The sequence below is a fragment of the Noviherbaspirillum suwonense genome (assembly GCF_900182955.1).
GTDB classification, from domain to species: domain Bacteria; phylum Pseudomonadota; class Gammaproteobacteria; order Burkholderiales; family Burkholderiaceae_D; genus Noviherbaspirillum_A; species Noviherbaspirillum_A suwonense.
Map to the genome: position 1 here is coordinate 21,264 of NZ_FXUL01000017.1, position 14,350 is coordinate 35,613.

A 14,350-nucleotide genomic window follows, 5' to 3' on the forward strand; every position below is an offset into this window, starting at 1 on the left:
GGACGGGACGCCAGTCTTCCCTTATTTCGGCCTGGGCGGCGTCAGGCCCGCGTCCGGCATCGACAGCCGGTTCTCCCGCAATTCGCCGACCGCCTTCGCCACGGCCCGCGCGACATTGCGCACCTCTTCCTGCATTGCCGTGTCGCGGTCCAGCACTTCATGGCTCTCGGCATAGGATTCGTAGTAGCCGATGAACCGGTCCAGCTTGGCCTTGCTGCCGGCGTCGATCAGGCCCATCCAGTCCAGCCAGTCCGACAGCGCGCGGCGCGTGCCCTCGATGCCGGCGACGTCGCCATGCACCACCAGGCCGTAGGCGCGGCCGGCGAGGTGCTTGGGATAGGACCAGCCGGCCAGCTCCAGTTCCTTGGCCGTTTCGGCGCTCTTGCCATGCGTGCTGCTCGGGTCGGGATTGCCGCCGTCGGCGCAGACCAGCCGGTCTATCATCAGCTTCAGCACGCTGGGCGACTGGTACCAGTAGACCGGCGTGATCATGATGACCGCATGCGCCGCGACCCATTTCTCGTAGATCTCGCCCATCCAGTCATTGGTCTGGCGCAGTCCGTGATGCGGATAGCAGCTGCAGGGCCAGTGGCACAGCGGCATTGCGGTCGACACGCAGCCCTTGCACGGATGGATATGCAGGTCGTATTCGTTGGTCAGCCGGCTCAGGTCCAGCACGTCGACCTCGATGCCGCCGGCCTCCAGGACCTCGCGCGCGATCCCGGTCATCCGGTAGCTCTTGGACATCTCGCCCGGGCAGGTGCCGTCGTTGCGGTCGGAGCCGCAGATGAGCAGCACGCGGGAGCGGGTCGCCGGGTTCTTCTGCACCGCTTCCGCCGCCAGCAGCCGGTCCCGCACCTCGCGCCATTCGACCGACAGGTCGTAGTCCGGGTCGGCAAAGCCGGGGCCGGCCTTTTCGGTGCGCGCCGGCTTCTTGCCGTCGACATAGGCCCGCCATGCCACTTCCTCGACCTGCGCCAGCGCATCGCTGACCTTGTCGAAGTCCGGGTGGCCGAACGAGCCGTAAAATCGCAAGTGAAATTCCTGGCGATCGATTTTTTCGTCAGCCTGGCCGGTGCGTGGTTTAGTCATGGGGAGCCATCCATCAAAAGGAGGTTGTATCGGACGCGGGCGCCGTGCCGCGGAATCGTGTGCCGGCATCAGCTTGCATGTGCTTGTCGGCCGTTCATCATAAATAGGGGCGGGAAATGGCATGGCCGCGGCCACAGTCCGGCTTGCGCAAACTCATCAGTGGCAACGAAGCGCAACGCCGCCAGCGCATGCGGCGTCATCGCGGGAGTCGGCAGGCAGTCCAGGCTTCACGGCAATGAGCAGTGGGCAATGAGCAATGGGCAGGATCAGGCCTGTCCACAGCGCCTCCCCGTGCAGCGCGGAAGGCGCCGCGAACTGCGGCAGCCCCGCCGGCACTGTGCCGACCCGTCCGCAGGCTTGCTTCCACGGCAGCGGCGGGCGATAAACGATTCGGATAGCGAAATTCTGAACTACTTCGACTTTCCCTCTACCAATGCTTACATCGAAGCCATGGGCGATTCGTCGAAGGTGATAAGAAGGATGGGGCGCGCCACGCGCGCCAGCGCATCCCGTCCAAGCGCCTGTCCAGCAACAGGAAGCAGTCGGCCCGCCCGCTGCAAGCTTCGAGGATCGTAGCGAAGAATGTCCTGTGCCGATGTGCCTGCTGCCAAGGGCTGTACCGGGATAGCGGGATGGACGCCAGCGACAACGTCCTGGCTGCCGTCCGCGCCTCCGCGGAGACCGTTTCAGTCATGGAGCGCGGCGTCGTTCTGCATCGAATGCCAGACCCGTTCCCGAATGGGGAAAGCCTCGGCACGCTCATTTTTGCGAAAGATTAATCCCGATAACCTTTCTATCAGGTTAATTGTATGCAGCCTCGGAACAGGTATGCAAAAGGCGAGTTCGACGCGACTTGCATCGGCGCCAGGAAATACGGCATGATCAACCATCCGGCGAAGCGGTGATGCCATGGACCTGCGCACCATGTCCAACTGCATCATCTTCGCAATCGTCCTGCTGTTCCGCCGCCGCGCGTCCGACGAGCGGCGCCGGAAAAAAGGCGATCCTTCGATGCGCAGGAATGCCGAATACCTGGTCATGCGGAAGTCGGATTGGGGATCATTTCCGCATGTCATGCACGGGCGCATGGGCAGCGACGGCAGGATTCGTGTGGTCTCGTACAAGCCGGTGTCGCCGCGGAAGCGGGCCTTGCCGCCGCTGCTGTTCGAAGGGAAAGTCGTGTGGGGCGATGTGCGGAAGATCCCGGCCGGCGATTAGCTCCCCATGCATACGCCGGCGCCGGCGCCGGAGCGATGGCAAGCTGCGAAAATGTTTTTTATTGGCCGGAAAGCCGGACCTTTAACGTTTGCAGGAATGTCGAATCCGTCGACAGACAGGCGCTGCACGCGCACGCGCCCGAAGTCGCCTTTCGACCGCCTTCAGGGCGCGGTCCGCTGCCGGAACGGGCACGCATCCGGTCGCGCGGCGCCTGGCTGTAAAGTCCAGGCAGGGTGCCGCGCCTGATCCAGCACGGTCGTCCGACGTTCCTCGCCGTGCCCCTCGCGGCCCGGTGAATGCGGGCCGCGACAGGTTTCCATCGCGGCGGGGCAATCCAGTCAATTCGCCAGCCGTTATAGAATTGAGGCTTCGTCCATCGCGGTAGTTGCCGTCGTCCCTTTCCCGCCCGGTCCTGCGCGCCCATTCACTGGCCGCGCTTTCGTGGGAAATGATTTGCTGACCGACTTGTATCCCCCTGCGCCGGACATCCGAAAACCATGAACTTCCGCGTTTCGTGATCGTGGCCATTGCCGATGCAGTGCGTTGGCAACGCAGCACGAAATGCGGATGGAATCCGGCAGGATCGCAGCAGCGACTTGCCGCCTCAAATCGAAAAATATACCAGTGAAATCAACCAATTACCGTAAGCGCACCCTGTCCGTCGCCCCGATGATGGACTGGACCGACCGCCATTGCCGCATGTTCCACCGCCAGATCACCCGCCACAGCTGGCTCTATACCGAGATGGTGACGACCGGCGCGCTGCTGTACGGCGACGTCGCGCGGCACCTGGACTTCAATGGGGAAGAGCACCCGGTCGCGCTGCAGCTTGGCGGCAGCGAGCCGGACGCGCTCGCGCAAAGCGCGCGTCTCGGCCAGCAATGGGGCTATGACGAGATCAACCTGAACTGCGGCTGCCCGTCGGAGCGGGTGCAGAAGGGCGCTTTCGGCGCCTGCCTGATGGCGGAGCCGCAGCTGGTCGCCGACTGCGTGCGGGCGATGCGGGACGCGGTCGACATCGACGTGACGGTCAAGCACCGCATCGGCATCGACCAGCAGGAGACCTATGGCTTCGTGCGCGACTTTGTCGGCACCGTGGCCGACGCCGGCTGCCGCACGTTCATCGTCCATGCGCGCAATGCCATACTCAAGGGGCTGAGCCCGAAGGAGAACCGGGAGATTCCGCCGCTGCGCTATGAGGTGGTGTACCAGCTCAAGCGCGAATTCCCGGACCTGGAAATCATCCTGAACGGCGGCGTCACCCGCGTCGAGGAAATCGATGCGCACCTGCAACATGTGGACGGCGTGATGCTGGGACGCGAGGCCTACCATAATCCGTGGCTGATGGCGGATTTCGACGCCCGCTATTACGGCGACCAGACCGGAGAACCGCGAACGCGCGAACAGGTGCTGGCCGCGATGCTGCCCTACATACGCGACGAACTCGCCCGCCACGGCGGCAAGGGCCTGAAGCTCAACAGCATCACGAGGCACATGCTGGGACTGACCATGGGCCTGCCTGGCGCACGGCGTTTCCGCCAGATGCTGTCCGATGCGAAGCTGCTGGCCAAGGGCGATCCCGGCCTGCTGATCGACGCGCTGGCGACCTTGCCGGCGGCCGCCTGAGCCGTGCCTGCCGGCCGGCAATGCCCTCAGGAATGAGTGTAAGGCTTGCCCATTCTGCATGTAACTTTTACGCCGTTTCCGCAGGGCTTGATTTCGATTAAGAAAAAAACGGACCTTCTCCGAGTGGAGGCCGGAATTGCCAAGTTGGCACGGAAACTGCGTTGTATCCCGAGTAGAGCAATTCGAAAGCCGGCATTCCAGCCGTACTGTTCGACTGCCCTGGTCACCGAGACCCGGTCCGTCACCCCGCCCAAGCGGGGATGCGCAACAGCCAATCGAAATGAATATTCAAGGAGATACACCATGCATTCAGTTTCCAGGCTTACCAAGGTCATGCTTGCCACCCTGGCGCTGACCGCCGTCGTCGCAGGTTGTGAACGCCGCGCGGCCGACACCACGGCGCCGGGCGCATCCACCACCATCAACAGCACCCCGAGCACGGCGACCGCGCCGGCGACGGGCACGACGGGCAGCGCAACGACCGGCACGGGCTCGGATAGCGCCACTGCGGGCGCGGCCGGCAGCACCACGGGCGCAGCGCCCGGCGCCGGCATGAGCGGCACGACCGGTACGACCGGCACCGCCGACAGCAGCGGCGCGGCGGGTTCGACCGGCGCGGCAGGCACGACCGGCACCGCCGACAGCAGCGGCGCAGCGGGTTCGACTGGCACGACGGGCGCCGGCGGCAGCATGTCCGGCGGCTCCGCTGGCGGCACCACCGACTCCAGCTCCGGCACCGGCGCAGGCATGTCCACCGCGCCGTCCGGCGGCACCTCGGGCAGCACCGGATCGAGCAGCGTCGGACCGTCGGGCACGACCGGCACCGGCGGCACCACCGGCACCACCGGCTCCGGCGCGGCACGCTGACCGGGGGCGGCGGCCCGCAGGGGCCGCCTTCATTTTGACGATTTCTTACCCTTGTTCCACCATGCGGCTTCGGGCCGCATTTCATTAACCCATCGACCACTGATTCCGGGAGGATCACCATGAAAAAGACCACTACCACGTCCGCGCTGATGATGACGATGCTGTTGTCGGCTGCCCTGCTCGGCGCCTGCAAGAAGACTGACACCGCGGACACCAGCGCAACCGGCAGCACCAGCACCACCACCACCACGACCACGACGCCGCCATCGCCTGCAGCGACCGGCACGACCGACAGCGCCACGACCGGCGCCGCCGCCACCGCGACTCCTGCCGCGCCGGCCGCCGATGCCGCCGCAGCCGCCGCCAATAATGCCGCGGCCGCCGCCAACAACGCCGCCACCGCCGCCACTACCGCCGCGGGCAATGCCGCCGACAAGGCAGGCGATGCAGTGAGCGACAGCGCGCTGACCGGCAAGGTCAAGGCGCTGCTGCTGGCCGACAGCGAAGTCAAGGGCACCGATATCAATGTCGAGACCAACAAGGCCGAAGTCATGCTGAGCGGTTTCGTCGAGAGCCAGGCGCAGATCGACAAGGCTGCCAAGCTCGCCGGCGGCGTCGAAGGCGTGAAGTCGGTCAGCAACAAGCTGGAAGTCAAGAAGTGATGTTCGGCGCGGACGGCTTCGAAGCTGTCCGCAGCGAGCCGCTGCACGGGCAACTGCCGTGAGCGGCTTGTTCGATGTCGACTGGGCCGAGGCGTTTGCGCTCGGCCTGTCGCCGCTGGAGCTGTTCGCCCGCGGCACCGCGATGTACTGGTTCCTGTTTTTTATCTTTCGCTTTTTCGTCCGGCGGGCGGTGGGGTCGGTCGGCGTTGCCGACATCCTGATCCTCGTCATCGTGGCCGACGCCGCGCAGAACGCGATGTCCGGCGAATACAATTCCGTGTCCGATGGCTTCGTGCTGGTCGGCACCCTGATCTTCTGGAACGTGCTGCTGGACCGCCTGAGCTTCCGCTATCCGGCCTTCCGGCGCTTCGCCGCCGCGCCGCCGCTGTGCATCGTCCGCGACGGCAAGATGTTGCGCCGAAACATGCGCAAGGAATACATCACCGAGGATGAACTGCTGTCGCAGCTCCGCGAGCAGGGCGTCGATTCGCTCGACAAGGTGAAGGACGTCTACCTCGAGACCGACGGAAACTTCAGCGTCATCAAGCGCGAGGAAAATCCATAGCGGGAATCGGCAGTGCCGGGCGCGGTCGCCGGCAGCCGTTACCGCCGTCACTGCTGTTTTTCTTCTTCTTCTCCTTCGTCAATGGTGGCGGTAATGCGGCCTTCGCGCGACGTGGTAACGGTAGCTGCCGTCCTCCTCGTCATCCAGGCTGGTATCCGGCATGCCGAACTCGCTGCGCAGTTCATGGCGCCGCATCCGTATGTCCTGCGTCAGTGAATCGAACGGCAGGTCCAGTCCGTCCATCAGCGGGAACAGCCGGGTCTGCTCCATCTCGATATGCGCGGTCAGCGTCGCCGCCAGCACCGCGAACGTCGCGTCGTACAGGCGGTCGCCGGCCTGCATCGATTCCATCCCGGCCACCAGACGCCGCACCACGCCGTGCTCCACCTCTGCCTGCTCGAGCAGGAACAGGTCGTCCATCGCGTCGGCCAGGGCGGCATACAGGTGCTCCTCCTCGACCTGCAGGTGAATGACGATCTCGGTGCAGGCAATCTCGGCCAGCGTCTGCCTGGCGTCTTCCGACCCGCCCTGGCGGAGTCGCTCGAACGCGGCGAAGAGGACCAGCAGCCGGTCATGGTCCTCGCTCAGGATGTCGACGATCTCGGACGCTTGACGGCCCATGGCTAACTCCCGGCGAAAGTGGATGGAAAGAAGACCTGTCGATGCAGCAATCTCCATGCCAATCGCCGCCAGGGACAGCCGGCGCCGAATGCCTGTCAGGCGGCGGGTTGAATCGGTTCTTGTGCCGGCCAGCTTGATATATTTGCAATCTTTACTTCGACTGCCTGCAAAATTTACTGATGGTTACCCGCCAATTACCGTACCGCGAATGGCGGGTGCGCTGGACCGCTGGGCATGCTTGTTGCGTCGGCGATGGTCTTATCTGAGCTAGCTGCAATGCAGGGGATCGCCATGGACAGGCTTTTGGAACGACAGGGCAGGATGGCGCGCGGGCTGCTGCGCATGGTGAAAGGCGGCGCTTCGCCGCGACTGCCGCGCAGCCGCGCCCCGCGCCTGTCCAGCCTGTTTGCGCGCGATGCGAGCGCGACGGAAATGCTGCAGGGCTGCCCGGTAGTGACGGCCGCCGGCGACTGGGTGGGCGCGGTGCGATCGATCCTGATCGATGCGCGCAGCCGCCAGCTGCGCTATGTGATGCTGCTGTCACGGCCCGGCAATGCGCTGGTGGCGATACCGTGGCATGCGCTGTACTTCGACTCTTCGCTGTCGCGGCTGGTGTATTTCACCTGCGCCTGACCCCGTCGCCGGCCGTCATGCACGGTGCGGCGGCGTAATCCGAACATCAATGGAGGATGGCCATGGCTTTACTGGAACAGACTGTCGATGTGCATGTCGCCCCTGAAGCGGCCTACGGGATGTGGATGCGGTTCGAGGACTACCCGCATTTCATGGAAGGCGTGGTGCAGGTGCGCCGCGCCGGGGAAAACCGGCTTCACTGGCAGGCCCGCCGCCATGGCCATGATGTCGAATGGGATTCCGAGATCCTGGAGACGGTGCCGCAGCAGCTGATCCGCTGGCGCGACCTCGAAGGCCAGCACCGCGGCAGCGTGGTGTTCGAGCCGCTGGGGCACGATCGGACCCGGATACGCATGCGCATGGAATTCGATGCGCTTCCGGTGGACAAGGAGCAGGCGCTGACCACCCGCGTGGCCGGCGACCTGGAGCGCTTCAAGAAGATGGCGGAGGAGAGCGTGCGCGCCACCCGCGGCGGCGCGGAAGGCGAGGCCGGCGCGGGCGCGGATGACAGGGCTGGCGCCGGCGCGCAGGACAGCGGCCGCGGCCCGCAGGCGTGGCTGCGCAGCCAGTTCGCGAACTGGGATGACCCGATTGCGCTGGTGCGCAAGGTCAGCGACGAGGTCGACCAACTGTTCTCGCGCTTCGTCGGCCGGCCGAGCGCCGCCAAGAGCGGCGAGGGAGGGCAGCCGGGCAAGTGGATGCCGCCGGTCGAGATACTGCAGCGCGGCGAGCAGCTGGTGATCTGCTTCGACCTGCCCGGCATCAGCCGGGAAAGCGTCAACGTGGAGATCCAGCGGGACCGGGTCATCGTCGAGGGCGAGCGCACCGAAACGCCGCAGCCGGCGGGCGCGCCCGGCTTCCGTCGCTCCGAGCGCAGCTATGGCCCGTTCCACCGCACCGTGCCGCTGCCAGACGGGGTGGACCCGGAATCCGCGCAGGCAGCCATGCATGACGGGGTGCTCGAAATCACGCTGCGCATGCCGACCCCGGCCGAGCGCCGCGGCAAGCGGCTGGACATCCAGTGAGGACGATGCCCGGGCCCGTCCGGGCCGCGTGCGCCAGGGAGTGCCTGCATGCTGGCTGACAGCATAGGCTGGGCCAGCGCGCTGGTCCTGATCCTGACGATCTCGCGGCAGGTCTACCGGCAGTGGCGCACGGGCAGCACGGCCGGCGTGTCGAGCTGGCTGTTCATCGGGCAGCTGGCCGCGTCCACCGGCTTCGTGATCTACAGCTACCTGGTGGAAAACTGGGTGTTCGTCGCGACCAATGCCTTCATGCTGCTGACCGCATTGACCGGGCAGCTGATCTACCGCGGCAACAGGCGGCGCGAGGAGCAGCAGCAGAAACAGCGTCCCGGTGCCGCTGTGCGCAATACCGGTACGGCATAATGTTTGCATAATAATCACATTGCCGAGCCGCGTTGCGCGTGCCGGAGATGCAAACTTGGCCCGAACCGATACGAAGGTGGAGTAATGGACGATTCCGAACAAGGCCCGCTGAGCCCGGCCGCGCTGCTCAAGACGATGGCGGTCGCGGCGCTGCTGGCTTCCCTCGTCAGTGCCTGCGGCAAGTCGCTCGACAAGCCGGTGCTGCCCAAAACCCCGAAACCCCAGACTTCCGCGGCCGCACCCTTGCCGGTGGAAGTCAGCCATGCGGTCTTCAAGACACAGGTGGGCTCGCCGGTGTTCTACCTCGATGGCGACAACGGCCGCGGCGGCCGCTTCGTCCTGCGGACCTGAAACGGCCTGCCTTGCGATAGCGGCAAGAGGCCGTACACTACTGCGGTCGTTTCGATAACGGCCCGAGCGTCGAACTAGGAGAGCAAATGTTCAAAGCCATTCCATGCCTGCTGTTGGCGGGCATCGTATTCAGCCCGGCCGCGATGGCCCAGACGCCGGACGCCCCGGTGCAGCCCAGGACTGAAAACGGCCTGCGTTACCTGTGCGGCGGCGTCGGCCTCGACGAATCCGAATACATGAAGTCGCAGGCCAAGACCCATGGCCTGCTGATGACCTTCGCCACGACGGACGGCAGCTACCTGGCCAACGTGCATGTCGATGTCGCCGACAATCGCGGCAAGCCGCTGCTGTCGGTCGACTGCGATGCGCCAATGCTGCTGGTCGACCTGCCGCGCGGCGACCGCTACCGTATCCTCGCGCAGACCGGCGGGGCCAGCCTGTCGCGCACCGCGAGCGTCAAGGCGGGGGGCGGCAGCCGGCTGGTGTTCGTCTGGCCGATGCAGGGCGGCCAGTCCGAAAAGCCGACCCGCGCCGAGAAGCGCGGCCTGCCGGATACCGACAGCCGTTCCACCGGCACGCACGAGGAGCCGCGGCTGCGCACGCAATCGGAGATGGGCAAGTAGGGAAGCGTCGCGGGCAGCAGTGATGCGATGGAGGGATGAGACGGGGAGAGCGCGGCGGCACGATGCCGGCTGCGGTTTGAAGACGATGAAGTTTTAATACCTATGGCCCGCGCGATGCGCCGGCCATGGAACAGCGCGGCATGAAAGCCCCTCGTATCGAGGCCATCATGCCGCGCGGTTGTCCTGCAGTCGATTCAGCCGATGAAGGGCTTACTTGGCCTGCTGGCGGGTCGCGGCGTCCTGCACCTTCTCGCCGCCACGCTCGACGTCCTGGCCCATGCCGCGCATCGTGTTGCAGCCGGTCAGGCCGACAACCATCAGGATACCCATTGCAGCGATCAGTTTTTTCATGATGTTTCCCCTAAAGAGTTTTGATAGGTCAAGCATTCTTCCCTGTATTCGCCTTGATCCGCCGCCAGGGAAGCCGCGCCGGAGACGTTTGCATTAAGCCGGGTTCAGCGGCGGGCGCGGACCATGTTCGCCAGCGTGGCGATGCCGCGCGTGGCAGCCCGCATCTTGACCGGGTCCTGCAGCGTCATCGTCAGCAGGCCGGCGGCGCCGCTTACCAGCGGGCCTACCCGGGCCACGCCGTTGACTGCCCGGCGAGGGCCGATGGCCAGCACGGCGGCGACGCCGCCCGCGATCAGCAGCGGATGGCCGAGCAGCCAGCGCATGGTCTGGCTGCGCGGGAACGGATGGGTCTGCGTGTCATGCATCACTGCATGCGTCGCCGGCGCGTGCGCGCTGGCTTCGACGGCATGCATCTGCTGCCGGTAAGCGTCGCGGCTGGCATGGATACGGGCGAGCAGCGCGTCGCGCTGTTCTTCCAGGGGCGCGTCTTGCGGCGCTTTCACATTCATAGACTTTCCTTGATGAGGTCGACGTCACGCTGGAATTCTTCGCGGACATGGGCAAATGCGGCAGCGGCCGTTGCATGCTTGCGCGCCACGAAAATACCTGCGCCGGCACCGGCTCCGAAGGCAAGGAACACCAGCCATGCGGCCAGGATGCGGTAATCCGTTTCCCAGAAACTCACGATGACGGCGATGCCGAGGAACACCACGGCAAGCAGGCCGAACAGGGCTGCAATCGCATAGCCAACCGCCTGCTTGGCCAGGATGGCTCCCTGCATCTTGGCTTCGATGGTGACCAGGTTCAGGTAGTCGCCAGCCCGCTCTCCCATCATCTTGGCGAGCTGCTTGGATTTTTTTATCTTTTCAAACACATGTAACCCCAGGTCCGGTTAGTCAAACAGGGCAAACGACGCGCTGCCGCGGATGCGGGCAGCGCAGCCTGTCAGCGGCGGGTCAGCGCGCCGAGCAGCAGCCCGACGCCGGCGGCGATGGCGACGGCCTGCATCGGCTTCTCTTTTGCATAGTCGCTTGCGATGCCGACGCCTTGCTGGAACTGCTCCTGCGCCGCTTCCTTGACGCTGCCGAACTTGGCGAACAGGCGGTCGCGCGCATCGCGCAGTTCACGGTCGGTCAGGGTCGACGCCTTGCCGAGCAGCGCATCGAGGTCCTTCTTGAGGTCTGCGAGGTCGCTGCGCAGGTCGCCCGTGCCAGCGTTCTTCATATCTTCGGCTTCCATTTCGATGGCGGATGACAGATCGCCCGGATAGCTTGTACTCATGGAATTCTCCTGTTGCTGTTATTGAAGGGGACAGTCTGGCGTTGCTGCCAGTTGCTGTGCAAGGGTTGTGCCAAGCACCGCGTACGGCCATAACAAGTTGATAACACAGTCTTTACCGGCGTGAGCGTACCGGATGGGACTAGCCGCGTCATGGATTTTGCACAACTTACCTGTATATTTTTCCAACTTCCCGGAAGCAAATTCGCCTTGACGCAATCGGCGACGCGGCTGACCGCCGTGCGATATCGCGCAATCTTCGGTACCGGCGATGGCCCGGGAAGCACTTGCGCCCGGCTATCATGGCGCATGAAACGATCACTCGCCGCCGCTGCCCTTAGCCTGTTTTCCCTCGTGCCCGCCGCGCAGGCCGCGCAGGCCGAAGCGGTCCCCGACACCATGGCCCGGCGCACCATGGCCTGCACCGGCTGCCACGGCGAACAGGGCAGGGCGACCAGCGACGGCTATTACCCGCGCATCGCCGGCAAGCCTGCCGGCTACCTGTACAACCAGCTGGTGAATTTCCGCGAAGGCCGTCGCACCTATCCGATGATGGTCTACATGGTCAACAACCTGTCCGACGACTACCTGCGCGAGATGGCCGAGTACTTTTCCGGCCTGCATCCGCCGTACCCGTCGCCGCAGCCGCTGCAGGCGCCGGCGGCCGTGCTGGCGCGCGGCAAGCAGCTTGCGCTGGAAGGCGACAAGCGCCTCAACTTGCCGGCCTGCATTGCCTGCCACGGCGATGCGCTGACCGGCGTCGCGCCGGCGGTGCCGGGCCTGATCGGCCTGCCGCGCGACTACCTGAGCGGCCAGTTCGGCGCATGGAAGAACGGCACCCGCCACGCCGCCAAGCCCGACTGCATGGCCGAACTGGCCGGCCGGCTGTCGGTGGACGACATCAGCGCGGTGTCGGCATGGCTGTCGCTGCAGCCGGCGCCGGCCAACCCGCAGCCGATGGCGGCGGCCGCGAAGGCGCTGCCGCTGGAATGCGGCAGCACGCTGCAGGCGCAGGGAGTGCAGCGATGAAGCGCGCCCTGCTGGCCCTGCTGGCCGTGATCGTCATCGTGCCGCTCGCGGTGTTCGCCTACCAGACCATGCAGCACCCGGACCGGGCCTACCCGGCGCAGCCGGTCGCCGACAAGGCCGCGCAGCTGCAGCGGGGCGCCTACCTGGCACGCGCCGGCGACTGCATGGCCTGCCACACCGCCCGCGGCGGCGAACCCTATGCGGGCGGACGCGGCATCGCTACGCCATTCGGCGACGTGGTCGCGCCGAACATCACGCCGGATGCGAAGACCGGCATCGGCGACTGGAGCGCCGACGACTTCTGGCGCGCGCTGCACAATGGCCGCGGCCGGGACGGGCGTTTCCTCTACCCGGTGTTCCCCTACACCAGCTATACCAAGGTCAGCCGCGAGGACAGCGACGCGATGTATGCGTGGCTGCGCACGGTGGCGCCGGTGCAGCAGCAGAACCGCGAGCATGCGCTGCGCTTCCCGTACAACCAGCGCTGGCTGCTGGCGGGCTGGCGGGCGCTGTATTTCAAGCCGGGGGTCTACGAGCCGGTCGCCGCCAAGCCGGCAGACTGGAACCGCGGCGCCTACCTGGTGCAGGGGCTGGGGCATTGCGCCGCCTGCCACAGCAGCCGCAATGCGCTGGGCGCGACGTCGGCGCGCGGCGACCTGGCCGGCGGGCTGATACCGATCTCCAACTGGTATGCGCCGGCGCTGACGCCCGATGCGGCCACCGGCCTCGGCGACTGGCAGGTCGCCGATCTCGCGGCGCTGCTCAAGACCGGCGTGTCGGGCCGCAGCGCCGTCTACGGCCCGATGGCCGAGGTGGTGCGGCAGAGCCTGCAATACCTGCATGACGACGACGTGCAGGCGATGGCCGTCTACCTGAAGTCGCTGCCGCAGCACGCGCCGCCGCCGGCGGCCGAAGCCGTGACCAGGGACACCGAACGGCTGCTGGCGCAGGGCGGCAAGCTGTACGACAAGCATTGCGTCGAATGCCATGGCGCCGAGGGCGCCGGCAAGCCGCCGGCCTATCCGCGGCTGGCGGGCAATAACGGCATCGTCGCCTCGTCGGTCAACCCGATACGCATGGTCCTCAATGGCGGCTATCCGCCGAGCACGGCCGGCAATCCGCGCCCGTACGGCATGCCGCCCTACGGTCCCGAAATGAACAATGACGAGGTGGCGGCGGTGGTTACCTATATCCGCATGTCCTGGGGCAACCGGGGCGCGCCGGTCGGGCCAGGGGAAGTCAGCCGCTACCGGACCGTGCCGCTGGAATGATCGGTTGCGCTAAACTGTGTGCGATTGTAAAAAACGATCGCTGACTGCGGGCAACGGTATATCGTTACCCAGCAGTAACAATTTCGATTGCTTCCGATCTGCCTTCCAAGGAACGAACATGATTACCAGAACCGCTTGCGCGCTGCTCTTCGCCGGCGCCGCCACCGCAATGCTGAGCTTGCCCGCATCGGCCCAGGACCCGCGCTACGATTCCCGTTATAACCAGGATTATCGCAACCCGCCGCCGCCACCGGGCTACGGCCAGCCGCCGATGCCGATGGCGTCGCCGGCATCGGTGTTCCAGGACAACGCGCGCGTGCTGCGCGTGTCGCCGCGCATCGAGCAGGTCAGCAGCCCGCAGGAAGAATGCCACATGGAGATCGAGCGCGTCGCGCCGGCGCAGAACGCCGGCCAGGGCCGCAGCCTCGGCGGCGCGATCGTCGGCGGGCTGGCCGGCGGCATCCTGGGCAACCAGGTCGGCGGCGGCAACGGCCGCACCGCAGCCACCGCGATCGGCGCTGTCGGCGGCGCGCTGGTCGGCGACAGCGTGGGCAGCAGCATGAACAACCAGGCGCAGTACGGCCCGGTCGACCGCCAGGTCCGCCGCTGCAACGTCGTCAACCGCACAGTGGAACGTAATGCCGGTTATGACGTCAGTTACAGCTATAACGGCCGCACCTACAACACGGTGATGCCGAACGACCCGGGCGCCAGCCTGCGGGTCAACGTCGCGATCACGCCGGTTTCCGGTTATTGAAGTCTGCATTACGCCAAC

The 14,350-nt window shown here is 65.9% G+C and carries 20 protein-coding genes; 14 read left to right on the forward strand and 6 right to left on the reverse strand.

Annotation, left to right across the window (positions count from 1 at the left end):
* Positions 1–21 precede the first annotated feature (21 nt).
* A complete protein-coding gene (locus QOL82_RS19250; protein WP_283443926.1) occupies positions 22–1,092 on the reverse strand; it encodes a flavodoxin family protein in 1,071 nt (356 codons plus the stop codon).
* A gap of 632 nt (positions 1,093–1,724) precedes the next feature.
* Between QOL82_RS19250 and QOL82_RS19255 the strand changes: the two genes are divergently transcribed.
* The 6 genes from QOL82_RS19255 (at position 1,725) to QOL82_RS19280 (ending at position 6,030) form a co-directional block, all read left to right on the forward strand.
* Positions 1,725–1,871, forward strand: a complete 147-nt coding sequence (locus QOL82_RS19255) for a hypothetical protein (RefSeq protein WP_283443927.1) — start codon at positions 1,725–1,727, stop codon at positions 1,869–1,871.
* Positions 1,872–2,001: 130 nt separating this feature from the next.
* Complete coding sequence (locus tag QOL82_RS19260; protein WP_283443928.1) at positions 2,002–2,310, forward strand: hypothetical protein; 309 nt, start codon at positions 2,002–2,004, stop codon at positions 2,308–2,310.
* A 567-nt stretch (positions 2,311–2,877) separates the two neighbouring features.
* Positions 2,878–3,936 carry a tRNA dihydrouridine(20/20a) synthase DusA gene (gene dusA, locus QOL82_RS19265; protein ID WP_283443929.1) on the forward strand — a complete coding sequence of 353 codons (1,059 nt, stop codon included), beginning with the start codon at positions 2,878–2,880 and terminating at the stop codon, positions 3,934–3,936.
* A gap of 303 nt (positions 3,937–4,239) precedes the next feature.
* Positions 4,240–4,803: a hypothetical protein gene (locus QOL82_RS19270; RefSeq protein WP_283443930.1), complete on the forward strand. Its 564-nt coding sequence runs from the start codon at positions 4,240–4,242 to the stop codon at positions 4,801–4,803.
* A gap of 119 nt (positions 4,804–4,922) precedes the next feature.
* Entirely contained in the window at positions 4,923–5,465 is a 543-nt protein-coding gene (locus QOL82_RS19275; RefSeq protein ID WP_283443931.1) for a BON domain-containing protein, read from the forward strand.
* A gap of 58 nt (positions 5,466–5,523) precedes the next feature.
* Positions 5,524–6,030 carry a DUF421 domain-containing protein gene (locus QOL82_RS19280; protein WP_430438513.1) on the forward strand — a complete coding sequence of 169 codons (507 nt, stop codon included), beginning with the start codon at positions 5,524–5,526 and terminating at the stop codon, positions 6,028–6,030.
* Positions 6,031–6,108: 78 nt separating this feature from the next.
* On the opposite strand, the gene QOL82_RS19285 is transcribed toward QOL82_RS19280, so the two are convergent.
* Entirely contained in the window at positions 6,109–6,651 is a 543-nt protein-coding gene (locus tag QOL82_RS19285; RefSeq protein ID WP_283443932.1) for a hemerythrin domain-containing protein, read from the reverse strand.
* Between the two features lie 291 nt (positions 6,652–6,942).
* On the opposite strand from QOL82_RS19285, the gene QOL82_RS19290 reads away from it, so the two are divergent.
* The 5 genes from QOL82_RS19290 (at position 6,943) to QOL82_RS19310 (ending at position 9,646) form a co-directional block, all read left to right on the forward strand.
* Positions 6,943–7,284, forward strand: a complete 342-nt coding sequence (locus QOL82_RS19290) for a PRC-barrel domain-containing protein (RefSeq protein WP_283443933.1) — start codon at positions 6,943–6,945, stop codon at positions 7,282–7,284.
* Positions 7,285–7,346: 62 nt separating this feature from the next.
* A complete protein-coding gene (locus QOL82_RS19295) occupies positions 7,347–8,309 on the forward strand; it encodes an Hsp20 family protein (RefSeq protein ID WP_283443934.1) in 963 nt (320 codons plus the stop codon).
* Positions 8,310–8,357: 48 nt separating this feature from the next.
* The gene (locus QOL82_RS19300) at positions 8,358–8,672 is read left to right on the forward strand and encodes a PQ-loop repeat-containing protein (protein ID WP_283443935.1); all 315 of its coding nucleotides are present in this window, start codon (positions 8,358–8,360) and stop codon (positions 8,670–8,672) included.
* Between the two features lie 84 nt (positions 8,673–8,756).
* Positions 8,757–9,023 (forward strand): hypothetical protein, encoded by a 267-nt coding sequence (locus QOL82_RS19305; RefSeq protein WP_283443936.1) that lies wholly within the window; start codon positions 8,757–8,759, stop codon positions 9,021–9,023.
* Between the two features lie 86 nt (positions 9,024–9,109).
* Positions 9,110–9,646 (forward strand): carboxypeptidase regulatory-like domain-containing protein, encoded by a 537-nt coding sequence (locus tag QOL82_RS19310; protein ID WP_283443937.1) that lies wholly within the window; start codon positions 9,110–9,112, stop codon positions 9,644–9,646.
* 210 nt (positions 9,647–9,856) lie between these two features.
* Here the strand turns inward: QOL82_RS19310 and QOL82_RS19315 are convergent, their stop codons facing one another.
* The 4 genes from QOL82_RS19315 to QOL82_RS19330 form a co-directional block, all read right to left on the reverse strand.
* On the reverse strand, positions 9,857–9,997 hold the full coding sequence (locus QOL82_RS19315) for an entericidin A/B family lipoprotein (RefSeq protein WP_283443938.1): 141 nt from the start codon (positions 9,995–9,997) through the stop codon (positions 9,857–9,859).
* Between the two features lie 104 nt (positions 9,998–10,101).
* Entirely contained in the window at positions 10,102–10,506 is a 405-nt protein-coding gene (locus tag QOL82_RS19320; protein WP_283443939.1) for a hypothetical protein, read from the reverse strand.
* Positions 10,503–10,871, reverse strand: coding sequence for a phage holin family protein (locus tag QOL82_RS19325; protein WP_283443940.1), 369 nt, complete (start codon positions 10,869–10,871; stop codon positions 10,503–10,505). Before QOL82_RS19325 ends, QOL82_RS19320 begins: the two co-directional genes overlap by 4 nt.
* Before the next feature lie 71 nt (positions 10,872–10,942).
* A complete protein-coding gene (locus QOL82_RS19330) occupies positions 10,943–11,278 on the reverse strand; it encodes an ElaB/YgaM/YqjD family protein (RefSeq protein WP_283443941.1) in 336 nt (111 codons plus the stop codon).
* Between the two features lie 306 nt (positions 11,279–11,584).
* Here QOL82_RS19330 and QOL82_RS19335 point away from each other — a divergent pair, with 306 nt between their 5' ends.
* The 3 genes from QOL82_RS19335 to QOL82_RS19345 all read left to right on the forward strand — a co-directional run bounded on the left by QOL82_RS19335 (position 11,585) and on the right by QOL82_RS19345 (position 14,332).
* Positions 11,585–12,304 (forward strand): c-type cytochrome, encoded by a 720-nt coding sequence (locus QOL82_RS19335; protein ID WP_430438514.1) that lies wholly within the window; start codon positions 11,585–11,587, stop codon positions 12,302–12,304.
* Positions 12,301–13,575: a c-type cytochrome gene (locus QOL82_RS19340; RefSeq protein ID WP_283443942.1), complete on the forward strand. Its 1,275-nt coding sequence runs from the start codon at positions 12,301–12,303 to the stop codon at positions 13,573–13,575. The genes QOL82_RS19335 and QOL82_RS19340 overlap by 4 nt, the downstream gene beginning before the upstream one ends.
* A 118-nt stretch (positions 13,576–13,693) precedes the next feature.
* The gene (locus tag QOL82_RS19345; RefSeq protein WP_283443943.1) at positions 13,694–14,332 is read left to right on the forward strand and encodes a glycine zipper 2TM domain-containing protein; all 639 of its coding nucleotides are present in this window, start codon (positions 13,694–13,696) and stop codon (positions 14,330–14,332) included.
* Positions 14,333–14,350: the final 18 nt, after the last annotated feature.